This is a genomic window from Streptomyces sp. NPDC020742, assembly GCF_040641675.1.
In the GTDB taxonomy this organism is placed as follows: Bacteria; Actinomycetota; Actinomycetes; order Streptomycetales; family Streptomycetaceae; genus Streptomyces.
The window spans coordinates 329,231-351,235 of sequence record NZ_JBFAEA010000005.1 but is presented as its reverse complement, the minus strand read 5'-3'; the positions used below and the strand labels follow the sequence as shown (position 1 = coordinate 351,235).

20 protein-coding genes are annotated in these 22,005 nt (G+C 72.0%); 9 read left to right on the top strand and 11 right to left on the bottom strand.

Annotation, left to right across the window (positions count from 1 at the left end):
• The first annotated feature begins 343 nt into the window (after positions 1-343).
• Positions 344-1,408 carry a serine hydrolase gene (locus AB0G84_RS13035; protein ID WP_361319159.1) on the top strand — a complete coding sequence of 355 codons (1,065 nt, stop codon included), beginning with the start codon at positions 344-346 and terminating at the stop codon, positions 1,406-1,408.
• Positions 1,409-1,629: 221 nt separating this feature from the next.
• Here the strand turns inward: AB0G84_RS13035 and AB0G84_RS13030 are convergent, their stop codons facing one another.
• From AB0G84_RS13030 to AB0G84_RS13010, 5 genes are all read right to left on the bottom strand, one after another.
• Positions 1,630-2,937, bottom strand: a complete 1,308-nt coding sequence (locus tag AB0G84_RS13030; protein ID WP_361319157.1) for a glycoside hydrolase family 27 protein — start codon at positions 2,935-2,937, stop codon at positions 1,630-1,632.
• 286 nt (positions 2,938-3,223) lie between these two features.
• On the bottom strand, positions 3,224-5,227 hold the full coding sequence (locus AB0G84_RS13025; protein ID WP_361319155.1) for a collagenase: 2,004 nt from the start codon (positions 5,225-5,227) through the stop codon (positions 3,224-3,226).
• 349 nt (positions 5,228-5,576) lie between these two features.
• Positions 5,577-6,539, bottom strand: coding sequence for a LysR family transcriptional regulator (locus AB0G84_RS13020; protein ID WP_361319153.1), 963 nt, complete (start codon positions 6,537-6,539; stop codon positions 5,577-5,579).
• Between the two features lie 360 nt (positions 6,540-6,899).
• The gene (locus AB0G84_RS13015) at positions 6,900-7,334 is read right to left on the bottom strand and encodes a hypothetical protein (RefSeq protein WP_361319151.1); all 435 of its coding nucleotides are present in this window, start codon (positions 7,332-7,334) and stop codon (positions 6,900-6,902) included.
• Positions 7,335-7,440: 106 nt separating this feature from the next.
• Entirely contained in the window at positions 7,441-8,520 is a 1,080-nt protein-coding gene (locus AB0G84_RS13010; RefSeq protein WP_361319271.1) for a PP2C family protein-serine/threonine phosphatase, read from the bottom strand.
• A 287-nt stretch (positions 8,521-8,807) separates the two neighbouring features.
• Here AB0G84_RS13010 and AB0G84_RS13005 point away from each other — a divergent pair, with 287 nt between their 5' ends.
• Positions 8,808-9,629 carry a maleylpyruvate isomerase family mycothiol-dependent enzyme gene (locus tag AB0G84_RS13005; RefSeq protein WP_361319149.1) on the top strand — a complete coding sequence of 274 codons (822 nt, stop codon included), beginning with the start codon at positions 8,808-8,810 and terminating at the stop codon, positions 9,627-9,629.
• Positions 9,630-9,886: 257 nt separating this feature from the next.
• On the opposite strand, the gene AB0G84_RS13000 is transcribed toward AB0G84_RS13005, so the two are convergent.
• Positions 9,887-11,224: an SMI1/KNR4 family protein gene (locus tag AB0G84_RS13000; RefSeq protein WP_361319147.1), complete on the bottom strand. Its 1,338-nt coding sequence runs from the start codon at positions 11,222-11,224 to the stop codon at positions 9,887-9,889.
• Positions 11,225-11,464: 240 nt separating this feature from the next.
• Between AB0G84_RS13000 and AB0G84_RS12995 the strand changes: the two genes are divergently transcribed.
• Positions 11,465-12,490: an alcohol dehydrogenase gene (locus tag AB0G84_RS12995; RefSeq protein ID WP_361319145.1), complete on the top strand. Its 1,026-nt coding sequence runs from the start codon at positions 11,465-11,467 to the stop codon at positions 12,488-12,490.
• Between the two features lie 228 nt (positions 12,491-12,718).
• Here AB0G84_RS12995 and AB0G84_RS12990 read toward each other — a convergent pair whose 3' ends face one another.
• Positions 12,719-12,913 (bottom strand): hypothetical protein, encoded by a 195-nt coding sequence (locus AB0G84_RS12990; RefSeq protein ID WP_361319143.1) that lies wholly within the window; start codon positions 12,911-12,913, stop codon positions 12,719-12,721.
• A 108-nt stretch (positions 12,914-13,021) separates the two neighbouring features.
• On the opposite strand from AB0G84_RS12990, the gene AB0G84_RS12985 reads away from it, so the two are divergent.
• The 5 genes from AB0G84_RS12985 to AB0G84_RS12965 all read left to right on the top strand — a co-directional run bounded on the left by AB0G84_RS12985 (position 13,022) and on the right by AB0G84_RS12965 (position 17,316).
• Positions 13,022-13,408, top strand: a complete 387-nt coding sequence (locus AB0G84_RS12985) for a VOC family protein (protein ID WP_361319141.1) — start codon at positions 13,022-13,024, stop codon at positions 13,406-13,408.
• 479 nt (positions 13,409-13,887) lie between these two features.
• Positions 13,888-14,904, top strand: a complete 1,017-nt coding sequence (locus AB0G84_RS12980) for a sugar ABC transporter substrate-binding protein (RefSeq protein ID WP_361319139.1) — start codon at positions 13,888-13,890, stop codon at positions 14,902-14,904.
• 5 nt (positions 14,905-14,909) lie between these two features.
• Positions 14,910-15,983, top strand: a complete 1,074-nt coding sequence (locus tag AB0G84_RS12975) for an ABC transporter permease (protein WP_361319269.1) — start codon at positions 14,910-14,912, stop codon at positions 15,981-15,983.
• A gap of 4 nt (positions 15,984-15,987) precedes the next feature.
• Positions 15,988-16,950, top strand: a complete 963-nt coding sequence (locus AB0G84_RS12970) for an ATP-binding cassette domain-containing protein (protein WP_361319137.1) — start codon at positions 15,988-15,990, stop codon at positions 16,948-16,950.
• 123 nt (positions 16,951-17,073) lie between these two features.
• The gene (locus AB0G84_RS12965; protein ID WP_361319135.1) at positions 17,074-17,316 is read left to right on the top strand and encodes a hypothetical protein; all 243 of its coding nucleotides are present in this window, start codon (positions 17,074-17,076) and stop codon (positions 17,314-17,316) included.
• Between the two features lie 22 nt (positions 17,317-17,338).
• On the opposite strand, the gene AB0G84_RS12960 is transcribed toward AB0G84_RS12965, so the two are convergent.
• The gene (locus tag AB0G84_RS12960) at positions 17,339-18,529 is read right to left on the bottom strand and encodes an MFS transporter (RefSeq protein ID WP_361319133.1); all 1,191 of its coding nucleotides are present in this window, start codon (positions 18,527-18,529) and stop codon (positions 17,339-17,341) included.
• A 55-nt stretch (positions 18,530-18,584) separates the two neighbouring features.
• On the opposite strand from AB0G84_RS12960, the gene AB0G84_RS12955 reads away from it, so the two are divergent.
• Positions 18,585-19,328, top strand: coding sequence for a helix-turn-helix transcriptional regulator (locus AB0G84_RS12955; protein ID WP_361319131.1), 744 nt, complete (start codon positions 18,585-18,587; stop codon positions 19,326-19,328).
• 72 nt (positions 19,329-19,400) lie between these two features.
• Here AB0G84_RS12955 and AB0G84_RS12950 read toward each other — a convergent pair whose 3' ends face one another.
• The 3 genes from AB0G84_RS12950 to AB0G84_RS12940 form a co-directional block, all read right to left on the bottom strand.
• On the bottom strand, positions 19,401-20,102 hold the full coding sequence (locus AB0G84_RS12950; protein WP_361319129.1) for a hypothetical protein: 702 nt from the start codon (positions 20,100-20,102) through the stop codon (positions 19,401-19,403).
• Positions 20,103-20,130: 28 nt separating this feature from the next.
• The gene (tatA, locus tag AB0G84_RS12945; protein WP_361319127.1) at positions 20,131-20,424 is read right to left on the bottom strand and encodes a Sec-independent protein translocase subunit TatA; all 294 of its coding nucleotides are present in this window, start codon (positions 20,422-20,424) and stop codon (positions 20,131-20,133) included.
• A gap of 409 nt (positions 20,425-20,833) precedes the next feature.
• Positions 20,834-21,928 (bottom strand): TerD family protein, encoded by a 1,095-nt coding sequence (locus AB0G84_RS12940; RefSeq protein ID WP_361319125.1) that lies wholly within the window; start codon positions 21,926-21,928, stop codon positions 20,834-20,836.
• Between the last annotated feature and the right edge of the window lie 77 nt (positions 21,929-22,005).

Here is a 22,005-nt window from a genome sequence, read left to right as displayed (position 1 = left end):
GGGGGCGCCCGCCCTCACCGGGCGCCGCCGGTCGGGCAGCAGGGCGCATCCGGTCGCCGGACCGACGGAAACCGGATGCGTCGGAGTGGGCGGGTGGTGCCGTGCCGTGCCGGGCGGACGGGCGCCGGCAGCGAACCAGTAGGCCCCAGGGGGCTGACGGGGCGCCGTGCGCGAGCGGCCTCACGGGACCCATCAGTCACCCGCACAACACGTCCACGGAGGCGAACCTCGTTACAGGGCTACGACATAGCCGACTTGAGCCGTCGCCATCGCACAAGTAGGTTCGCTATAGCCCGATTTCTGCTACACGCCGGCGTCCCTTCGCCGGAAGGATGGACGCCCCATGGGTTCCCACGCCCGCCCCAACCGAATACACCGCACCGGAGTCCGGATCGCGATGGTCGCACTGGTCGGTGCTGCCCTGCCGATCACCGCCGGCGGCCTCGCAGAGGCGGCCACCCCCGGCGCTACGCACTCCGCAGACGAGAACGACCAGCAGGGTAGCGAGGCCACCACAGCGGCCGGCCAGAAGCACGGTGCGCAGCGGCAGTTCCAGTCTGTCCGGCAGGCGCGGCACGCCGCCAAGGGCAAGGCCATCGATGCGCAGGATGCCCAGGATCAGACCGCTCCTCAGATCAACACCGAACATGCCTTCCTATTGGACGCCCGCGACGGCAGCCAGGAGCGGGAGCTGTGGGGCGGGGCCAAGGCGGACGAGAGCGTGTCGATGGCCAGCACCACCAAGATCATGACGGCTGTCGTGGTGTTCAAGCACCCGGAGTGGCTGAACCGGCAGATCACGGTGAAGCAGGAGTACCGGGACTACGTCCAGAAGGTCGGCGGCAGCACCGCCGACCTCCAGACCGGCGACACGCTGACCGTCGAGCAGCTGCTGCACGCCATGCTGATCCCGTCCGGCGACGACGCCGCAATGGCCCTGGCCGACAATCTGGGATCCGGGGACACCACGGACGCGCGGATCGCCGACTTCGTGAACCAGATGAACGTCGAGGCGCAACAACTGGGCCTGACCGGCACGCACTTCGACGGCTTCGACGGCATCTCGCACGGCAACAACTACAGCACCGCCCGCGACCTGGCCAAGCTCGGCCAGCGCGCCATGCTGCAGCCGGTGTTCGCCGACATCGTGAAGAACAAGCAGTTCAAGACCGAGGCCCCGGCAGCCAACGGCCGCACCCGCTACTACACCTGGGACAACACCAACAAGCTGCTGAGCAGCTACGACGGCGCCCTGGGCATCAAGACGGGCAGCGGCCCGGAGGCCGGCTACGCCCTCGTCTTCGCCGCGAAGCGGGACGACCGCACCCTGGTCGGAGCGATCCTCAAGGACGACCAGGGCCGCTTCGACGACGCCACCAAGATGCTCGACTGGGGCTTCGCCCACTGAATCGACAGCGCCCCAAACACCCTGGAAGCCGCCCTCCGCGCCGCCCGTTCCGTCCCGGGTGGCGCGGATGCGATGACGGTCCCGCGTCCCCATGGCTCCACCACCGCGTGCGGGAAGCTGTCCAGCCGCCCGTCGCCACGCTGAACCGGGCGTGAAGAGCGCAGACATCACCCGCCAAGGAACTCGCGAGCGTGGCGAACGTCGAGGTCCGCTCCGTCGGTCTACCGGGCGGGCCGCGGGCTCACCCGGTAGAGCACGGTGCCGCCCGCCGGAACGGTGGCGCTGATGGTGCCGTCGGTGCTGACGTGGCTGGAGTGGTCCCACAGGTCGTTGAGAACATAGCCGGTGCTGCTCGGTGGAAGGCCCACGGCCCCCGCGGTGGTGGAGAGGGCGGCCTGGGAGGACGTCTCGTTGAACAGGGCCACGGCGACATCGCCGTTGGCCAGGGGGCGACGCAGCACGTTCAGGCCGCCCGTGGTGGTGACCGCCGTGCCCTGTTCGCCACGGCTGTCCTGATTGACGGCGATGACGTCCTTGTTGAGGTAGACGCTCAGGTCCTGGTCGCTGATGGGGAAGCCGGACGTGCCGGCGGCAGCGGGGGTACGCAGGTCGGCACCCGAGATCAACGGGGCCGCGAGCACCGCGGCGACCGAGAGCTCGGACTTCTCCTGGTCGTACGTCAGGCGCTTGGTGGGGTCGGAAGAGCCTGCCGCGAAGGCGTAGTTGCCGGTACCCAGCATGTCGATGTCGTTCCATCCGCCGGGGGCGGCCCACTTCGACTTGTCCAAGTCGGTGTGGATGAGGCGTTTGAGGCCGTCGAAGGAGGCGTCCCGGTCCCCGTCGATGCGCCACATGTTGGCCACGCTCTTGCCCCACTCCCAGGGGGACTCGCCTTGGGCCGCGGGCTGGAGCGAGAGACTGAAGACGATCGGGCGGCCGGTTCTTGCGAGGGCGTCGCGCATGGTGCTGTCCCGGGTCTCCAGCGGCAGCCTTTCGTCGCCGGGGCGCTGGGAGGGGTCGCTGGCCGTGCAGTTGTCGTACTTGAGGAAGTCCACGCCCCACGAGGCGAAGGTGTCGGCGTCCTTCTGCTCATAGCCGAGACTTCCGGGGAAGCCCTGACAGGTGTGGTAGGTCGGGCTCTCGTAGACACCGAACTTCAGACCCTTGCCGTGTACGTAGGCGGCGAGCTCGGCCAGGCCGTGGGGGTACTTGGCCGCGTCGGGTACGAGGCGTCCTGCGGAGTCGCGGGACCGTTCCATCCAGCAGTCGTCGATGGTGAGGTACTGGTAGCCGGCGTCGCGCATACCGCTGGCCGCCATGAAGTCGGCGGTGTCCTTGACGATCTGCTCGGTTGCGTTGCAGCCGAAGGTGTTCCAGCTGTTCCAGCCCATGGGCGGGGTGAGGGCCAGGGGGGTGCCCAGGGCCTGGGCGGGGCCTGCGCTGAACAGGGGGGTGCCGAGCGCGGGGAGTAAGAGGGTGGCGACGGACAGCAGACGGGAGAGACGGGAGAGACGGGAGAGCGCGCGCATGGATGCCTCCAGCAGGGAGTCGGGTTCCGGGGGAGTCCGGCCGGCGGGCCGGGGCCCGGGCGCGTTCGACCGGCGGGCGCGGCACGGCCGGAGGGCGGCGCCCGCTGCGGATCCGAGCTCTGGGCGAAGCCGGTGCGGATCCGTTCGTACGGCGATCGAGGGGAACGACGTGCCGGCCCGGCGGCGGTGTGGCTCTTCGGCGGTTGGCGGCCGTGGGGGACGCGCCGCTGCCGAAGGGCCATGGAGGTGCGGTGCCGCTGCCGGGCCGGGTGGGGTGGGCGGTCGGTCAGTGTGACGGGTGGGCCGGAGGCCGTTGCGCCGAGGGTGCACTCGTGGGTGCTGCCCCGGCGGTGCAGGCGCCGTTCGCGCAGGCGGTGAGCCAGGTGTCGAAGTCGGCGTCGTAGCGCGTGCCGATGTCGGTGTGGTAGACGGCGTAGCCGCCCGCGTAGTCGCCGGTCCGGAAGTGCTGGAGCATGGTGGCGATGTCCTCGGGGTGCTTTTCGAACATGTAGCGGACCGCGAGGTAGCCCCAGGGGTAGGTGCGGGTGACGTCGCTGTTGGCGTAGGTGCTCTGGAACAGCGCGCTCAGCTGGTAGGTGTGCTTGCCGGCCTCGGTGACCGCCTCGTCGTCGGTGATCTTGCGGTAGCCGTACGAGACATACTCCGCGAAGCCCTCGATCCACCAGACGTCCGGGACCGATGTCTGCTGGCCGAAGTCGCCCTTCATGTCGTCACGGGCGTCGAGGTAGTGCGTGTACTCGTGGTTGAGGTTCCATATCCGGGCCGGGAAGCCGTTGTCGTCGCTCCGCTGGTACATGATGGACAGGGGCTGGTTGTCGGGTCGGGTGGGGTCCCCGATCATGGTGATGCCGCCGTTGTTGGTGTCGACGCCGAAGATGACCCCGGCGTAGGTCTGATAGTCGTTGCGACTGCCGAACACGACGAGCTGGATGGTCGATTCGTGCTGGTCGGGGATCGGGCCGTTGTTCTTCACCAGGCTCTGGACGTACGCGCCCTGGCTGAGGACGCTGCTGCAGGCGGCATTGAGCTCTTCCGAGGTCAGCGCCTGCGCCTTGATGGTGTGCGTCGCATCGCAGGCGTGGGTGACCGGCAGCGCCGCCTTGGTCAGCTGGTCGGCCAGGTCGCAGACGCCGTAGTACGAGCAGTTGGCCTTGTCGTAGGCGTCGGCCTGGGAGGCGACGGTGACCCAGAGCGGCGCGGTCTTGCCGGTGATCTTCGAGGCGTCCAGCAGGCCCTTCATCAGCGGCCGGACCTTCTGCTGGAGCGCCGGGTGCTCGACGTACCGGGCGACGTTCATGCCCGCGTTGGAGTCGAGGTAGGACTTGTCGGTGCCCAGCATGTCCAGGTGGGCGAGCGCGAAGGCGTTCAGGGTGTCGACGATGCTCGGATCGGCGGTGACCGCCTGGACGTAGGCGGGGTTCCAGTTTCCGCGCCAGAGGGGTGTGTAGACGTCGTTGACGGCCGCCAGCATGCTGGGGATGCCGTCGTAGGAGCTGTTGTAGCCGCTGAGCACCTGCCGGTAGGTGTTCAGATAGCGGGCCTGCTCGTTGGCGCTGTCGGTGAGGATGAGGACCTCGCCCAGGACGTCGCCGTTGCCCGAAGTGACGTCCTTGGAGTGCGCGTTGGCGAAGAAGGCGTCCAGGGCGCCCTGGGTGGCCGCTGCCAGGGTCGGGCCGTAGCTGCCGACATCGTCCGGATGGTTGAACTGCACGTAGTAGCCAGCGCGCAGGAACAGTACGAGCTGCCATACGTGGTCCGCGTTGTCACCGGGGTACGCCGTCGCCCCGGCCTGGAAGGCGTTGGCCACGGTGACCATCTGGTCCTCGCGGAAGACGTCGTGGGCGTCCTTGCCGGTCACGCTGAACAGGGTGTTGACGCAGTCCGTCGTCGAGGCCTTGACGAACGTGACCAGTTCGGCGCCGGTCCGGCTGCCGAAGTCGGACGGGCTGCAGGAGGCCGCGGGGCCGTGCTCGGTGCCCTTGTCCCGTGCCGCACCAGTCGAAGAAATGGGGGGATTCTTCGCGCTGAGCGGAGGGAGTTGGGCGACGCCGAGCGGTCGGCTCGACAGCACGGGCCTGTCGTTCGCGCCGGCTGTCGGGCCGGTCGGTGGTACGGCGTGGGGAGCGGGCCGGGACGACGCCGTTACGGCGTGGACGGTGGCCGGCGGACGTGGCGTCGCGTGTGCCGGCGCGGCCAGCAGGCCCGCCGTGGCGAGGCAGGCGCCCAGGCCGCCAGCCAGTGATCTGGGCAGGGGGAAGCGGTAGCGCATCCATGCTCCTTCGTGGGCAGATGCGCCTCGGGGTCGTGCTGAGGCGTGTGTGGCACCGTCTCAGGCCCACTGGCCGCCGACAATAAGGTGTGACATAGTACTTGGGTCGCATGCGTCATAACATCCGGCCGAACGTCGTGTGGTCGGTCTGTGGTCGGTCCCCCGGGGAGAGGTGCCGCGCGGCCCGAACGGCCGCTCCGCATGGCCCCGATTGACCGCTCCGAGAGGCCCGGTCGGCAGCAGGCAGCAGGCAGGGGGAAGGAGGCGGGTGCGACGGGCTGCGTCAGCAGCGTGTCCATGGTGCATCCGGCCGGTACTCCCACACCTGCACCGCGACGTTGCTGAGCGCCTACCGGCGTCTTGCCAGGTTCCAGGTCCGTGAGGCCCAGGTCCGGAAGTGCGGCGACTGCGCGATGAGGGCGCGGTATGCCGCGGCCGCGGAGGTGAAGAGCGCGTCCGCCAGCTCGTCGGCAAGGCTCTCGCGTCGCCAGGCCAGCACATAGCGGCACCACAGGGGAGTGCCGACCAGTGGCTTGACGAGGACGCCAGGGATCGGCCGGAGCGTCGCCTGCACGAGGGAGACCCCGATGCCTTCGGCGATCATGTTCTGCAACTGCTGCTGATCGCCCAGGAATTCGTGCACCGCCGCCGGGGTGAACCCGGCCGCGCGGCAGGCCGCGTAGAACACTTCCGGCCAGCCCGCCCCGTCGTCCGGGGTCAGGAACCACGCGTCGTCGGCCAGGTCGGCGAGCGCCACCTCCCGGGAGCGCCGGAGCCGGTGCCCGGCCGGCAGGGCGACGAAGGACGGCTCGGTGACGATCCCGCGGTGCGCCACGGCGGCCGAGTGCCGCAGTTCGTTTCCGGGGTAGTCCGCGGCGATCGCGGCGTCCACCTCACCGTGTTCCAGAAGTTCGACGATCTCCGAGGACGCATACACACTGCTCACCGTGAGCGCGAGATCGGGCAGCCGGCTCCGGAGCCGGATGAGCATGCCGGCCAGGACCGGTGAGTTGGTCGCGGCCAGGCGGAGGGGGCGGCGCATGCTCGCCCCGCCTTCGGCCGGCCGGCTCCCGATCGCAGCCGCGCGGGCCAGGACGTCCCGGGCCTGCGCCAGGACCTCCGTGCCGTACCGGGTCAGCTCCACACCCGAGGTGTTCCGCTCGAACAGCGGATGGCCGAAGTGCTGCTCGATCCGCCTGAGTTGGGTGCTGATGGCCGGCTGCGAGTACCCCAGGTCCGACGCGGCCCGGCCCAGGCTCCCGGCATCGGCGATCGCACACAGCACCCTCAGATGCCGAAGCTCCAACTCCATGCCCGCTCTCCTCCCGTTCCGCACCGCTCCCGTCCGAGCCGTCCGGCGCCTCCGCCGGGTGGTCAGCCCGGCACGTGGCCCTCGTTCGGCGGTGCGGAGGGAAGCCCACCCCATCGTTCTCCGTCCGCTCACGCCAAGGGAAGGTACGCCCCGGCGATCGGCCGAACCGGAGCCTGGCTCGGGGTCGGGAGATGACGTGGGAGCGCCGGCCCTAAGGGGAGAGCGGAATCAACCGCCCGCCCTTGCTGCACGGTCGCGCCCCGTGCGGAATGCGAGGACGGCGGCCAGGACCGCTGCCAGGAGTGCGGAGAGGACCAAGGAGACCGGCAGGGTCCAGCGCTCGAACCAGCGGAAGAGGTCTCAGGAGTTGGCCAGATGCGGGCCGGTGCACCGGCCGATCAGACACCGGGCGCTGGACTGGATGAGGTCTCCGCCGAAGACAATGGGCAGCCCCGGGACGCATGCCGCCAGCAGACCGTGCAGCGTACGGAGCTCCTGCGCCCGCGCCGTGGAGATCAGAGCGGCCGCTACGACGGCCACCGCGGCGAGCAGGAACGGCAGGAAGTTGAGGAGTTGGCCGATCGGGGTGAGAGCATCGGGCGCGAGGTCGTGGACCGTGACCGCAAGGGCGTAGCAGCCGGTGGCGGCGGTGAGCGCCGCCGCTGTGGCCGCCAGTCCGGCCACGAGGGCGCGGGACGGTCCGACCAGGGCGTCCGGCGGGCGCCAGCCGTCCGGAAGCGGGTCGAACGCGCCCCAGGGGCGGGCGGGACGCTTCCGGTGCCGGAAGGGGGGCATCGCACAGCGGCAGTTCATCGGGCGCCAGGTCCGTGACCGCCCCACGGGCGATCCGCCTCCCCGAAGCGGAGACCGTGCCGAGGCCAGGACCGGGTGTGCCGTCCGGTCAGGCGGCGGGGGAAGGGGGGCGCCGGGTGACCACCAGAATGGCCATGTCGTCCTCGTGCGCGCCGTCGGTCCAGCGCCCGACGTCCTTGGCCAGGGCGTCCACCAGTGCCTCGGGTTCCCCGAAGGGCCGGTGCAGGTGCCGTGACGCGACGGGGTCGTAGAAGGTCCCCCGCTTGTCCCGCGCCTCGGTGACCCCGTCGGTCACCAGCAGCAGCGAGGTCCCGGGGGACAGCCGCACTACGTCGACCGGCGCGGCGCCGGTCGGCGCGATGTCGTCCAACCCCACCCCTAGGGGCAGTTGCGGGACGGCCGGATCGAGCCGTACGAACTGTCCGTCGCGCACCAGATACGGCGGCGGATGTCCGCGGTTCACCAGGCTCAGCTCCTCGCCGTCGGCGGAGACCTCGGCCAGCAGGGCGGTGGTGAAGCCCTCCGTGGCGATCACCGGGTCGCTCCTGGCGGCCGCCCTGGCCAGCGCCTCGTCCAGCCGCTGTCCCAGCGTGACCAGGGAGGACGTGTACTCGGCCTCCTGACGGAAGGCGCCGATCGCGACGGACACCGCGGCGACGGCCGGTATCCCCTTCCCCCGCACATCACCGATGATCATCCGCACTCCGAACGGCGTCTCCAGCACCGCGAAGAAGTCACCGCCGATCCGCGCCTCGGCCTGTGCCGCCGTGTACCCCGCGGCGACGGCCAGCGGCCCGACCTCCCTCGGCGGGTCGGGGAGCACCGCCCGCTGGACCGCCTCCGCGACGTCCCTGGCCACCGCCAGATCGCGCCCCTGCCGCACGATGAGCCGGTTGACCGCGAGAGCCAGCACGCCGATCACCCCGACCACGGCCAGATCGACCAGCAACGGCGTCGCCGGACGTGCGCGCTCCAGGTCCACCGCCACCGACACCACACACGCCGCACACACCACGGCCAGCGCGGAGCGGAAGGAGAGCGTGGCGCCCGCGACGAGCGGTGCGGCGGCCAGCAGCGGGAGCCCCGTGTACGGCTGGGGCGCGAAGAGGTCCAGCAGCACGCCGGCCACCAGGGCCAGTGCCGCGAGCATCCACGGCACCTTCGACAGCGTGGGTTGCAGGACTCTCACAGTGCTCTCCTGCTGCCGGGCCGCGGCCCGCGACCCGGAGGGCGGACCACCGCGCGGTGCGCCCGTACCGCTCCATAGAGGGACATCCACTGGCTTCACATATACGCCCTGTGGGCCGGATGCGCTCGTCGCAGGAGCGGGTCCCGCACAGAGTCTTGCCGGGGCCCTTGTGGCCTGGTCTCCTGTACGCCGGGACGGCCCGTCACGCACGTGCCGTCCCGGCACCGGCGCATCCGGCACGGGCACGAGAGCGAGGACGGGACCGCGTGGAATCAGCAGTGGGGAAGGGGGCACCGGCCACGCTGCCCGAGGGCCTCGGTGCGGCCGTACGCGACACCGCCCGGGAGATCGCCGCGCTGCTGCGCCCCGGTGCCGCCATGGGGCGTGCGATACCCGGGGCGGCGTGGACCGTCGGGCAGGCGGCGGCACATCTGGCACAGGCCAACGCCTTGATGGCCGAGATCGCGGCGGGGCACCCCCGCAGTTACGGGGACGGCACCCCGCAGAGCCTCGCCGCGGCCAACGAGCGGGCCCTCGCCGCGTTCGACGAGCGCCGGGCCGAGCCGCTGGCGGCGATGATCGTGGCGCAGGCGGACGCCTACCTGAAGGCGATGGCCGAGGACGCCGCGGAGGAGTCCGTGGTCACCCCCCTGGGCCCGATGAGTCGGGCGGTCCTGGGCTCGTACCTGCTCACCCACATGCTGGGCCACGGCTACGACCTGGCCCGCGCGCTGGGGCGCCCCCACATGATCGACCGTGCCCGGGTCGAGCTGACCCTGCCGTTCCTGATCACGGCCATGCCGCGGGTGACCGACACCGCCCGCACGGCGGGGCTGACCGCCCGCTACGCGCTCCGGCTGTGGGGCGGTGCCCGATTCGGGGTGACCGTGACCGACGGCGCGGTGTCGGTCGCCTCCGCGCCGCCGCCCCGTCCGGACTGCACCATCCTCACCGAGCCGGTCACCTTCCTCCTCATGGCACTTGGCCGCCGTGACCAGTGGACCGCCAGCGCCCGCGGCCATGTCCTCTTCTGGGGCCGCAGGCCCTGGCTCGCTCCCCGCTTCCCGGCCCTCTTCACGGCGCCCTGAAGGTCTGACCGCGCGGCCGACGGGACCGCCGGGGGCTCATCCGCCGTCGGGTCAGAGGGCGCCGGTGGCGCGGAGGGCGTCCCCGGTGTGCAGGCCGAGGCGGGCCGACCAGGCCAGGGCCTCGTCCAGGGTGGCGGCGTCGTCGGCCAGACGGGCGGCAGCGAGCGCGGGCGGGGCCTTGCCCTCGTCCAGCAGGGTCGTCCACTGGCGCGCGGTGAGGGCCAGGTAGCGCAGGTCCGGCAGGTCGGCCAGGACCGTCAGGTCGCGGACCCCGGCCCGGGAAAGGTCCAGGCCGCGCAGGTGCGCGACGGTGCGATGTCGACCGGCGCGGTGGTCTCCAGATCCAGGGACGTCAGGGCGCGGTGGCCTTCGAGCGGTGTCAGGTCACCGCCGTCCAGGGTGACCCGCAACGATTCGACGGGCAGCGCGCGCAGCGGTGCCAGGTCGGCGGTGCCACAGCGGTTGAGGTGCAGCAGGCGCAGGTGCGGGGCGGCGGTGAGCGGGGCCAGATCGACCGGGCCGGCGGCGTCGTTGAGGTGGAGGGCCTGGAGCGTGGGTGGGATCTCGTCGGGGAGCTCGCCGACGATGGTGTGGGGGCCGGGCCGGTGGTCGGGCTCCACCAGGGAGAGGTGGTCGTCGTACCGCTCGTAGGCTCCCCGCTCCAGCAGCTCCAGATGCCGGCCGAGCAGCGAGGTCACCGAGTCGGCGACGTGGTGCGGACCGTCGTGGTAATCGCGGCCGATGCGGATGACCTGGCCGGGGCGGCCGTTGCGGGCCGGGGCCAGGTCCACCGCAAGGTAGTTGCCGTCCTCGCCGGTGGCGAAGGGCAGCCAGCCCGGGTGCCCACCGCAGCGCCGGACGGTGCCGGCCGGCTCCGCGTCGAAGACGATCGAGTCCCAGGCCAGCTCCCAGCCGAGCCAGAGCGGCTCACGCTGCCCGGCGTGCACGGCGACCAGGGTCGCCAGCGGCATCCAGATCATGTCCCCGAGCAGGCAGGGGGACTCATGGCCGATCGTGTCGCCGTCGGCGATCCGGTACAGCGCCCGCAGATCGGCGGGCAGGGGGCGGCCGATCCGGCGCTCGGCCTCGTCGAGTGCGGCGGCGGACGCGGGCGGCGGCAGCTGCTCGGACCGCCCCAGGATCGCGGCGCGCCGCTCCAGGTACGCGTGGAACCGCGTCACGGCCAGTTCCGGATCACCGTCCGGAGCGGCCGTGCCTTCCTCCTGGCCGAAACCGGGCTGGGGCAGTCGCTGGTCGGGGTCCAGAACGGCCTGGAAGCCGCCGTCCCGTCCGCGCAGGCTGGTGATCGGGTCCCCGGTCGCGACCAGGGCGTACTCCCCGGACGGCTGGCACGCGATCTCCAGGCTGGTGCGCTCCCAGCCCCGGACGTCGCGCAACGCCTCCGCCAGCCCTCCCAGCTCCCTGAAGGGGCTGGCCACCGGGTTGTGCCACAGGGGCGCGCCGGGAACGGCATAGCCGCCGGACACCCCGATGCTGCCCCCGCCCGCCGTGCTGCTCAGCACCGCCCGTGTCCAGCCCGCCGGCGCCTGTGCGACGATCTGCTCGACGATCCGCCGCGTGGCCTGCTCCACCATGTCGTGCTCCCCCCGCTCCTGCTCCTGTCAGTACTGCCGGTCAGCATGGCAGGGGGCACTGACAGCGCGGACCGGACGCCGTGGCCGGCCGGGCGGCCCCTGCTCCTGGCCGGGCCTTCCTTCGCTCCCTCCCCTCCGACCCGCCCCTTCCCTGCGCGCCCCCGCTTCGACGCGCGCGTTCGAGCCCGAGCTGGTCTGCTGGGTTACGGGGACCGTCCCGCCCGTTTCTGGGAGATCCTGATGACTACCTATCGCGTCGCGCAGGTCGCCGCCGCCGGCGGGCCGTTCGAGATCCGTGAGCGGGAGGTGCCGCAGCCAGGCCCCGGCCATGTACGGGTCGCCGTGGAGGCCTGCGGGATCTGCCACAGCGATGCCCTCTTCGTCGACGCCGCGGTACCGGGCATCCGCTTCCCGCTGGTCCCCGGTCATGAGATCGCCGGGCGCATCGAGGCGCTGGGCGAAGGCGCGTCGGACATGGGCTGGCAGGCCGGCGACCGGGTGGCCGTCGGCTGGTTCGGCGGCAGCTGCGGCCATTGCACACCGTGCAGGCAGGGCGACTTCGTGGTGTGCGACAACCTCAAGGTGCCCGGTTGGGCCTACGACGGGGGCTTCGCCGAGTCGGTGATCGCGCCGGTCGACGCCCTGGCCCGGATTCCGGACGCGGTGGCGGCGACCGATGCGGCGCCCATGGCCTGCGCGGGCGTCACCACGTACAACGGGCTGCGGCGCAGCTTGGCCCGGCCGGGTGACCTGGTCGCCGTGCTCGGCATCGGCGGCCTCGGGCACCTGGCGGTGAAGTACGCGGCCGCAATGGGCTTCGAGACCGTGGCCATCGCCCGCGGGGCCGACAAGGCCGACTTCGCCAAGCAACTCGGGGCGCACCACTACCTCGACAGCACGGCGGACACTTCTGTCGCGGACGCCCTGCAGTCCCTCGGCGGTGCCAAGGTGGTCCTGGCCACCGCGGCCAACTCCGCCGCCATGACAGCGACCGTGGAGGGGCTGACGCACCGCGGGGAGCTGGTGGTGATCGGCGCGGCCCCGGAGCCGCTGGGCGTCAGCCCGGTCCCGCTGCTGATGCGTGGCCTGGTGGTCCGCGGCCATCCGTCGGGCACCGCGCAGGACGTACAGGACACCATGGCGTTCAGCGCCCTGCACGGCATCCGGCCGATGATCGAGAGCGTGCCGTTGAGCGGGGTCGCCGAGGCGTACGGGAAGATGCTCTCCGGCGCGGCCCGCTTCCGGATGGTGCTCACCACGGGCTGAACCCGGGCGGCGCACCCACGGCCAACCCGGGCGGCGCACCGACCGTGAACCCGTCGGCGGCGCTGCGCCCGGCCGGAGCGGTCCCCGCGCAGTCGTCGCCTGCGGCCATCGCCCGCCGGTGGAGCGGCCGTTGAGGCCCGGCGTCCCGCGGGGCTGCCCGCCGAGTGCGGTGGTCGCGCGTCCGCGCTGTCGGCCCCGCGCGGTGTCCCGGTCGCAGGAGCCCGGCCGTCAGCCGCCGCCCCGGGCGTCCGGGCAGTCCGTTTCCACCCACGTGGCAGTGAGGTCGCGGCAGACGACGAACAGCGTGCCGGGGCGGAAGGCCACCTCGTGGGAGCAGCCGTCCGCGTGCGGAAGTACCTCGTCCAGGATGACGGTGCCGGGGTCACCCCAGCCGTGCGGGACCTCGATCCGGAAGTCCGTCACCCCCGTGTAGCGGATGACGAGGTCCTCCTCGTGCTTCCAGCAGTTGTGCCCAGGTACTCCATGGGACCAGGACAGTAGCTGTCCTGGTCCCGCCCTACCGTCCCCGCCATGAACACACCGACCACCACCGCACCGTCGTTCCGCTACGCGGCTGTCACCTTCGACTGCCCGGACCCCGCCGAACTGGCCCGCTTCTACGGCGAGATCCTCGGCCTGCCCGTCGTCCTCTCCACCGATGACTTCGTCCTGCTCGGACAGGAGGGCGCGGCGGGGCTGGGGTTCAACCGGCTGGCCGACTACCGCCGGCCCACCTGGCCGGGCACGTCCCAGGAGAAGCAGGCGCATATCGAGGTGGGCGTGGACGATGTGGAGGCCGCCGAGGCCTGGCTGCTGGCGCGGGGGGCCGTGCGGCCCGCGTTCCAGCCGGACCCCGGCCGGTGGCGGGTGCTGCTGGACCCCGCGGGCCATCCGTTCTGCCTCTCCAGCCTGGTCTGAGCGCGGCGGGGGCGGCCGGCGGCGGGCCGGCGGGGCGGGTGGCCCGTTCCGGCTGGTAACGGGTGTGGCTCGACCACGCTGCGGACCATGGTGATCAGACCCGAGGATGCCGCAGACTCGGGCACGGGTGTCGCTCCTTCGGCGCGGGATGCAGGTGCCCCGGTCCTTGCGAGGGGACCGGTGTGGCCCTGGCCAGGGCCTGTCGTTCGGACCAGGCCGGATCCGATCGACAGGCCCTAGATCTAAGCCCCCGTCGGGCACGTGTCAAGACTTTGTGCTGACATTCGGACCTGCTAGCGAAATGATGTCCTAACAAAGTCTTGACAGGTGGGTGTGGCAGGGGCTTGTATCCGGTCCCAACGCATCAGCCGTGTCATCGGCGCACGTCCCGGGCTCCCGTCCAGGCCGCGCTGCCCGGGTCCCCGGCCCGGAGTCGATCTGCTCCCTTTCCCCCCGTCGCACAGTGAGGTGCTGGAAAGATGGACCGCTCGCTTCACCCCAGATCTCGTAGGGTCGCCCCACTCGCCGCGGTGGCCGCCGCCGCGCTGCTCGCCGCCGGCTGCTCCAGCAGCTCCGGCGGGAAGAGGGCCGAAGAGGAAGGCGCCGACGTCTCGGCCGGCAAGGCCAACACCCCACGGATGACCGTTGCCATGGTCACCCACGCCGCACCCGGGGACACCTTCTGGGACACCATCCGTAAGGGCGCCCAGGCCGCCGCCGCCAAGGACAACATCAAGCTGGTGTACTCCAGCGACCCCAACGCGGGGAACCAGGCCAACCTGGTCCAGAACGCGATCGACCAGAAGGTCGACGGCATCGCGGTCACCCTCGCCAAGGCCAGCGCGATGAAGGACGTCGTCGCCAAGGCCCGGCACGCGGGCATCCCCGTGGTCGGCTTCAACGCCGGTGTGGACGACTGGAAGAAGCAGGGCCTGCTGGAGTACTTCGGCCAGGACGAGACCGTCGCCGGTGAGGCCTTCGGCAAGCGGCTCAACGACCTCGGCGCCAAGCACGACATATGTGTCATCCAGGAGCAGGGGCATGTCGCCCTGGAGGCCCGCTGCGCCGGTGTGAAGCAGGCCTTCAAGGGCAAGACCGACATCCTCTACGTCAATGGCACCGACATGCCGTCGGTGAAGTCGACCATCACCGCCAAGCTCAAGCAGGACTCCTCGATCGACTACGTAGCCACGCTGGGCGCCCCGTTCGCGCTGACCGCGGTGCAGTCGGTGTCCGACGCGGGCAGCAAGGCCAAGGTCGGCACCTTCGACCTGAACAAGGACCTGGTCAGTGCGGTCAAGGCCGGCGACATCCAGTTCGCCGTCGACCAGCAGCCCTACCTCCAGGGCTACCTCTCGGTGGACGCCCTGTGGCTGGAGAAGAACAACGGCAACTTCAGCGGCGGTGGTGAGGCGCCGGTGCTGACCGGGCCCGCGTTCGTCGACAAGACCAACGTCGACACCATCGCCAAGTTCGCGGCGAAGGGCACCCGGTGATGACCATGTCGCAGGCAACGGCCCCGGCGACGGGTTCTTCGTCGCCGGCCCAGCCGGCCGTCCAGAAGGACGGCCGCACCCGCCGGCGCTCCCTCTCGCGCCGGCTGCTGGCCCGACCCGAGATCGGCGCACTGATCGCCGCCGTCGGGGTGTACGGGTTCTTCTTCGTCGCCGCCCCCGCCCTCCGCGAGGGCAGTGCGCTCGCCACGGTGCTCTACCAAGCGTCGGTGATGGGCATCATGGCGCTGCCGGTGGCGATGCTGATGATCGGCGGGGAGTTCGACCTGTCGGCCGGCGTCGCCGTCACCACCTCGGCGCTCACCGCCAGCATGCTCAGTTTCCAGCTGACGATGAACGTCTGGACCGGTGTCCTGGTCGCCCTGGTGGTCTCGCTCGCGGTCGGCGCGTTCAACGGCTATCTGCTGATCAAGACCGGACTGCCCAGCTTCCTGATCACCCTGGGCTCCTTCCTGGTGCTGCAGGGCGTCAACCTGGCGGTGACCAAGATCTTCACCGGCAATGTGGCCAGCGACTCGATCAGCGACATGGACGGCTTCGCTCAGGCCAAGCAGATCTTCGCCTCGGAGGTCGATGTCCTCGGGGTCAATGTGAAGATCACGGTCTTCTACTGGCTGCTGTTCGCCGCGGCCACCACCTGGATGCTGTGGCGCACCCGGTTCGGCAACTGGATCTTCGCGGTCGGCGGCAACAAGGACAGCGCCCGCGCCGTCGGGGTACCGGTCAACTTCACCAAGATCGCACTGTTCATGGGAGTGGGCGCCGGCGCCTGGTTCGTCGGGATGCACCTGCTGTTCTCGTTCAACACCGTGCAGTCCGGCGAGGGCGTGGGCAACGAGTTCCTCTACATCATCGCGGCGGTCATCGGCGGCTGTCTGCTCACTGGCGGGTACGGCTCGGCGATCGGCCCGGTCATCGGCGCCTTCATCTTCGGCGTGGTCTCCCAGGGCATCGTCTACGCCAACTGGAACCCCGACTGGTTCAAGGCCTTCCTCGGCGTGATGCTCCTGCTCGCCGCCCTCGTCAATCTGTGGGTCCGCCGTACGGCGACCCGGAGGTGATCCCATGACCAGCAGCAACCACACCCCGCCGTACGGCACCGGGGACGCCACTGTTCCCGAGGGCGCCAACGGTTCCGAAGAGGCCACCGCTCTTGAGGGCGCCACCGCTCCCGAGGACGCCCGGCCCCTCGTCGAGCTGAAGGGCGCCGGCAAGTCGTACGGCAATGTCCGGGCCCTGCACGGCGTCGACCTCACTGTCCGGCCGGGCCGGGTGACCTGTGTGCTCGGCGACAACGGCGCCGGCAAGTCGACCCTGATCAAGATCATCTCTGGGCTGCACCAGCACACCGAGGGCGAGTTCCTCGTCGACGGCGCACCGGTGCACTTCGGCACGCCGCGCGAGGCGCTGGACCGCGGCATCGCCACCGTCTACCAGGACCTCGCCACCGTCCCCCTGATGCCCGTGTGGCGGAACTTCTTCCTCGGCTCCGAGATGACCCGCGGCCCCTGGCCGCTGCGCCGCCTCGACATCGCCCGGATGAAGCGGACCGCCGACACCGAACTGCGCGCCATGGGCATCGTCCTCGACGACCTGGACCAGCCGATCGGCACGCTCTCCGGCGGCCAGCGCCAGTCCGTGGCCATCGCCCGCGCCGTCTACTTCGGTGCGCGGGTGCTCATCCTCGACGAGCCCACCGCGGCGCTCGGCGTCAAGCAGTCCGGCGTGGTGCTGAAGTACATCGCCGCCGCCCGCGACCGGGGCCTCGGCGTCATCTTCATCACCCACAACCCGCACCACGCCTACATGGTCGGTGACCACTTCAGCGTGCTGCGGCTGGGCACTCTGGAACTCAGCGCGGCCCGCAGCGAGATCGGCCTGGAGGAGCTCACCAACCACATGGCCGGCGGCGCCGAACTCGCCGCGCTTAAGCACGAGTTGGCTCAGGTCAGCGGTGTCGATGTGGAGGAGCTCCCGGAGGCGTCCGACCTCCGGACCGCCGCGGCGCTGCCGGAGGGCACGCGGTAGGCGGGCCCGGTAGCAGGAGGCCGTACCCGGACCGGTCACCCGCTGCCCGCCCGTGCCCCGGCAGCGGTCGGCGGTGGCTCAGCCGCTGTCGCCGGCCGCCGCTGTGGTGCCCCGGACGACCAGATGCGGCAGCACCGCACCCTCCTCGCCGGGCGCCGCGTCGCCCTCCAGCCGGGCGATGGCCCGGTCGAGCGCCAGGCGCGTCAGGCGCGGGACGTCCTGCCCGACGGTGGTCAGGTCCGCAGCGGCCGGACCCCCTCCGTCACCGGCCGGGACGCCCGCGCCGCGCTGACCGTCGCGCTCGCCGCCATCCGGTCGGTGACCACCGGCGGCCCGGTCCGCCTCGACGCGCTCCGGGAGGGGTGAGGCTCCCGGTGCCCGAGTCCCGTCAGCGCGATGGCGACGCCGGGGCCGGCACCGGTGCCACCACGGCGCCGGGCACCGCCGGTTCGGGCAGCCCGCGCAGCAGCAGCCAGCTGAGGGCCGGCATCACGATCAGCGGGGCCAGCGCCGTCTGCAGCGAGGTCGCATCGGCGAGGCGGCCGAGGAGGGGGCTGATGAGGCCGCCGATGCTCACGGTCAGTCCGAGGGTGATCCCGCTGGCGGTGCCGACGCGCGAGGGCAGGTAGTCCTGACCCAGGGTCACTTGGAGCGAGAACGGGACGTACAGGCCCGCCGAGGTCAGCGCCACGCATCCGAAGAACGCCGGGCCGGGGACGTACACCACCCCGGCGACGGCGGCGACCGCGACCAGGTACGACCCGCGCACGACGGTGACCCGGTCCCAGCGGTGGGCCAGGTTGCCGCCGAGCACACTGCCCACCGCGCCGCCGAGATAGAGCACGCACAGCGCGGCGGTGCCCGCCGCGGTGCCCCCGCCGGTGCGCTGCTGGGCGTAGAACGCCAGGAAGGTGCTCAGGCCGATGAAGGCGACCGACCGGCAGACCACGGCCAGCGACAGCCGCACGAAGGACGCCGGATCGTCGGCCCCGGCCCGGGCCGTGGACCCGGCACCGCCGGCGCCCGCCGCACTCCCCGCCAGTGCCCGCAGCACCGGGAGGCACAGCACGCTGCCGGCCAGGGCGGGCAGGGCCAGCAGCGGCGTCAGCCGCAGGCCGCCGGCGCCGACCACGGCGGTGACCAGCAGCGGCGCCGCGGCGAAGCCGAGGTTGCCGCCGACGGAGAACCAGCCCATCGCACGGTGGCTCCCCCCGCTCACCTTCCGCGCGACCCGGGCGGATTCCGGATGGTAGGCGGCGACCCCGATACCGGACACCGCCACGAACACCAGCGTCAGCGCATAGGAACCGCCGAGGCCGCTGAGCGCGATCCCCAGTCCGCCGAGGACCGTGCTCACCGGCAGCAGCCAGGGCAGCGCCCGGCGGTCGGTGAGCGCGCCGAACAGCGGCTGGGCCACCGACGACAGCAGGGACGCGGCGAGCACGATGCCGGAGGCCGCGGCGTAGGTGTAGGCGCGCTCGGCGACGAAGAACGGGACGAGGGAGGCCACGGCGCCCTGGTAGACGTCCACACAGGCGTGCCCCACCGACAGCAGGATGATCGACTTCTTTCTGGTCACACCGCTCATGCTCGGCGCGGCGCCGGCTGACGCGCTTCCGATAAACTGCCAAGCAGTGAAGGAAATCCGCCATCAGCCGATCGCTCCGACCCGTGCCCAGTGGCTGGCACCCGGAGCCGCCATCGATGCCCACCGGCACGACGACCATCAGCTCGTCCACGCGGCCCGTGGCGTGCTCGCCGTCACGACCCCGGCGGGTGCGTGGATCGCCCCCGCCAACCGCGCCATCTGGGTACCGGCCGGCACCGTGCACGCCCATCAGGCCCACGGCGCACTCGAACTCCACACGGTCGGCCTGCCCGCGACCGACAACCCGCTCGGCCTGGACGAGCCGGTGGTGCTGGGCGTCGGCCCGCTGCTACGTGAACTGATCCTCGCCTGCACCCGCGTCCCGCACGACGACGGACCCGAGCACGGGCGCCTCCGCGCCGTCCTGGTCGACCAGTTGCGCGCCGCGCCCCGCCAGCCGGTGCACCTGCCCGCGCCCACCTCACCCCGGTTGCAGGAGGTGTGCGAGATCCTCGCGGCCGATCCGGCCGACCACCGCACCCTGGCGGCACTGGGCCGGCAGGTGGGCGCCAGCGACCGCACCCTGTCCCGGCTCTTCCGCGCGGACCTCGGGATGACCTTCCCGCAGTGGCGCACCCAACTGCGGCTCCACCACGCCCTGGTCCTGCTGGCCGACGGCACCCCGGTCACGGCCGTGGCCCACCTGTGCGGCTGGTCGTCGGCCAGCGCGTTCATCGACGTCTTCCACCGCGCGTTTGGGCACACCCCGGGAGCCCACCAGGGCCGGTGAGACCGGAGTGGCCTGAGTGGCCGGGGCACCGGCCTGTCCGGGGCCCCGGCCACTCCGTGGGCTATCGGTGGGTCAGGGGCGGCCGGTGGGGCCGGGGCATGAGCCTGCCGGGCCGTCCGGGCGCGGTGCTTCCCGGTGCGGACCGTCGAGCCGGCCGAGCAGGAAAGGGATCACCCCGCGCTCCAACACCGCCTGCTGCCAGGCCTCGTGGGCCCGGGCGAGGGCCGGGTCCGGGTCCGGAGCCTCCGGCAGGGGGTCGGCAGCGGCCGCCGAGCGGTTGCGGGCTGCGGTGACCAGCAGCCAGAGCAGTCCGCACAGGGCCGTCGCCGCGGCGACCCCCGTGGCGGTGAAGCCGGCCCGGACCAACTCGTCCGCGAGACGGCGGGACAGGCCGAGGGCCCGCAGGCCGAAGCCGAGGAGCAGGAAGAGGGCGGCGGCGGTGGCCGCAAGCGCCGGGACCAGTACGCCGAGTGCGGGAAGCACCCCGGCTCCGGCGCGTACGGGTGTGCCGGGCTGCTGGGGCGGTGGCTCCGGCGCCACGGTGGGCGCGGCGGGTGCGGCGGTGCGCAGTCGGAGGTAGCCGCGGTACTCGGCGTCCGCGGTGGCGGTGACGGCGGCTCCCGCCCGGAGCGCGAGGGTGCGCAGCGCTTCGGTGTCGAGGCCGGTGTCGCTGCGGCGTAAGGCGTCCTTGACCTCCTCGGAGTCCAGGGCACGGTCGACGAGCCGGGCGAAGTCCGGATCGTCCGCCGCCGGCACGTGGTCACGGTCGTGCACGGTGTTCCCCCGATGGGTGAGGTGGGCTTCAGCGGGTCGTGCCCGGGTCGCTCTCCGGGTGGGACGGGACCGGGGCGGTGGGGGCCGGGGCGGAGGGGGCCGAGGCCGCAGGGGAGGGTTCCGGCTGCGCCGTCGGCCTCGCGGTGTACCCCGTGGCGGGCGGGGAATCGTCGCCCTTCATGGCCCTGGCCTCGCTCTTGAGGATCCGGAGCGACTTGCCCAGCGCCCGTGCGGTGTCCGGCAGCTTCTTGGAGCCGAAGAGGAGCAACACCACGAGGCCCACGATCAGCAGGTGCCAGGGTTCCAGTCCATTGCGCAGCATCGCTGTCCGCCTCTCTCGCCGCCCCGCGGCCTCGCGCCGTGTCATGTCGTACGGGCGCCGGTGCGCCACGGACCGCCGCGAGCGCGGGCGGACCGGTGCGTTACTTGCGTCCTTGCGCAACTGTATAGCCCGGGAGGGGGAGTGTGGCCAGGGCCCCGGGCGGATGCGGCATCCGCGCGCCGCAGGTCCGGCGGCGGGGCGACGTGCGGGGTGCTGCTGCGTTTCCGGCGTCCGTCCGGCGTCCGTCCGGCGTTCGTCCGGCGTCCGTCCGGCGTTCGTCCAGTGCCGGTACGACGCGCCGGCGTGGGAGGTTCCGGTGTACGGGTTCCGGCGTACGAGGTTCCGGCGTACAAGGCGTCGGCGCCCGGCCGGCCGGGGTGGGGCGTGGCCGGCCGGGCACCGGGCGGGATCAGTCCTCGTAGTAGTTGTTGACGATCACTTCGGGCTCGTCGTCGTCGAACGCCTCGTTGAGCAGCGCGCCGCCCACCAGGCCGGCCGCACCGGCGCCGATGAGTGCTCCGGTGCCGAAGCGGCGGCCGCCCTGCTGGTGGTGCGGCTCCTGCGGGTAGCCCTGCTGGGCGGGCTGCGGGTAGCCCTGCTGCACCGGCTGGGGGTACCCGGCCTGGGGTGCGGTGTAGTACGGCGGGGGAGTGGTCTGCACCCGCTGGGCGCACCCACCGCAGGCCTGGATCTGACGGGGCACCCCCCACTGCGGGGACCACAGGACGGCCGTCGTGCCGGGACCGTGGCCGGGGTCGAAGAAGCATGTCATGGCGGAACTCCCGGTGGATTGCGGTGCGGTGGTGGTCGAAGAGTCATGGCCGGACGCGGCCCAGCCGGCGGCGGTGGCGGCGCCGGTGAAGGGGGCGGCCGGCTCGGGGGCTGGGGGATGGTGGGCCGGCGCCGGCGGGGCCTCGGGTGCCGGGGCCGGCCGTAGGACGTCGACGCCGAAGTCCTGTGCGATGCCCGCCAGTCCGGAGGCGTAGCCCTGGCCGATGGCGCGGAACTTCCAGTCCACGCCGTGCCGGTAGAGCTCACCGAAGACCATGGCGGTCTCGGTGGCGGCGTCGCCCCGCAGGTCGTAGCGGGCGAATTCGGTGCCGTCGACGCCGTCGGTGAGGCGGATGTGGGCGCGGTGCACCTGGCCGAAGCTCTGCCCGCGCTGTTCGGCCTCGTAGAGGGAGACCACGAAGACGATCTTCGCCACCCCGGTGGGCACCGAAGCGAGGTCGACCAGGATCTGCTCGTCGTCCTCGCCGCCGACCGGCTCGCCTCCCGAGTGCCGTACCGAACCCTCGGGGCTGCTCAGGTTGTTGAAGAAGACGAAGTGTTCGTCGGAGAGGACCTTTCCGGACGGGGCGCACAGCAGTGCGCTGGCGTCCAGGTCGAAGCCGGACCCGCCGGCGGCTCCCGCCTGCCAGCCCAGCCCCACGCGCACGGCGGTCAGGCCGGGCGCCTGTCTGCCGAGCGATACGTTGCCGCCCTTGGTCAGGGCCACGCTCATCTGCTTCCTCCACAACTGTCCTGGTGTGCAGCGTCCTTCGGCTCCAACGCCAGGGGGTGCCGCATGGTTCCCGGATT

What these genes read in the sequence shown, in the direction of transcription:
- AB0G84_RS13035 (WP_361319159.1), top strand. Translation starts at nt 344, where the DNA reads ATGGGTTCCCACGCCCGCCCCAACCGAATACACCGCACCGGAGTCCGG.
- AB0G84_RS13030 (WP_361319157.1), bottom strand. Translation starts at nt 2,937, where the DNA reads ATGCGCGCGCTCTCCCGTCTCTCCCGTCTCTCCCGTCTGCTGTCCGTC.
- AB0G84_RS13025 (WP_361319155.1), bottom strand. Translation starts at nt 5,227, where the DNA reads ATGCGCTACCGCTTCCCCCTGCCCAGATCACTGGCTGGCGGCCTGGGC.
- AB0G84_RS13020 (WP_361319153.1), bottom strand. Translation starts at nt 6,539, where the DNA reads ATGGAGTTGGAGCTTCGGCATCTGAGGGTGCTGTGTGCGATCGCCGAT.
- AB0G84_RS13015 (WP_361319151.1), bottom strand. Translation starts at nt 7,334, where the DNA reads ATGCCCCCCTTCCGGCACCGGAAGCGTCCCGCCCGCCCCTGGGGCGCG.
- AB0G84_RS13000 (WP_361319147.1), bottom strand. Translation starts at nt 11,224, where the DNA reads ATGGTGGAGCAGGCCACGCGGCGGATCGTCGAGCAGATCGTCGCACAG.
- AB0G84_RS12995 (WP_361319145.1), top strand. Translation starts at nt 11,465, where the DNA reads ATGACTACCTATCGCGTCGCGCAGGTCGCCGCCGCCGGCGGGCCGTTC.
- AB0G84_RS12985 (WP_361319141.1), top strand. Translation starts at nt 13,022, where the DNA reads ATGAACACACCGACCACCACCGCACCGTCGTTCCGCTACGCGGCTGTC.
- AB0G84_RS12980 (WP_361319139.1), top strand. Translation starts at nt 13,888, where the DNA reads ATGGACCGCTCGCTTCACCCCAGATCTCGTAGGGTCGCCCCACTCGCC.
- AB0G84_RS12975 (WP_361319269.1), top strand. Translation starts at nt 14,910, where the DNA reads ATGTCGCAGGCAACGGCCCCGGCGACGGGTTCTTCGTCGCCGGCCCAG.
- AB0G84_RS12970 (WP_361319137.1), top strand. Translation starts at nt 15,988, where the DNA reads ATGACCAGCAGCAACCACACCCCGCCGTACGGCACCGGGGACGCCACT.
- AB0G84_RS12965 (WP_361319135.1), top strand. Translation starts at nt 17,074, where the DNA reads ATGCGGCAGCACCGCACCCTCCTCGCCGGGCGCCGCGTCGCCCTCCAG.
- tatA (WP_361319127.1), bottom strand. Translation starts at nt 20,424, where the DNA reads ATGCTGCGCAATGGACTGGAACCCTGGCACCTGCTGATCGTGGGCCTC.
- AB0G84_RS12940 (WP_361319125.1), bottom strand. Translation starts at nt 21,928, where the DNA reads ATGAGCGTGGCCCTGACCAAGGGCGGCAACGTATCGCTCGGCAGACAG.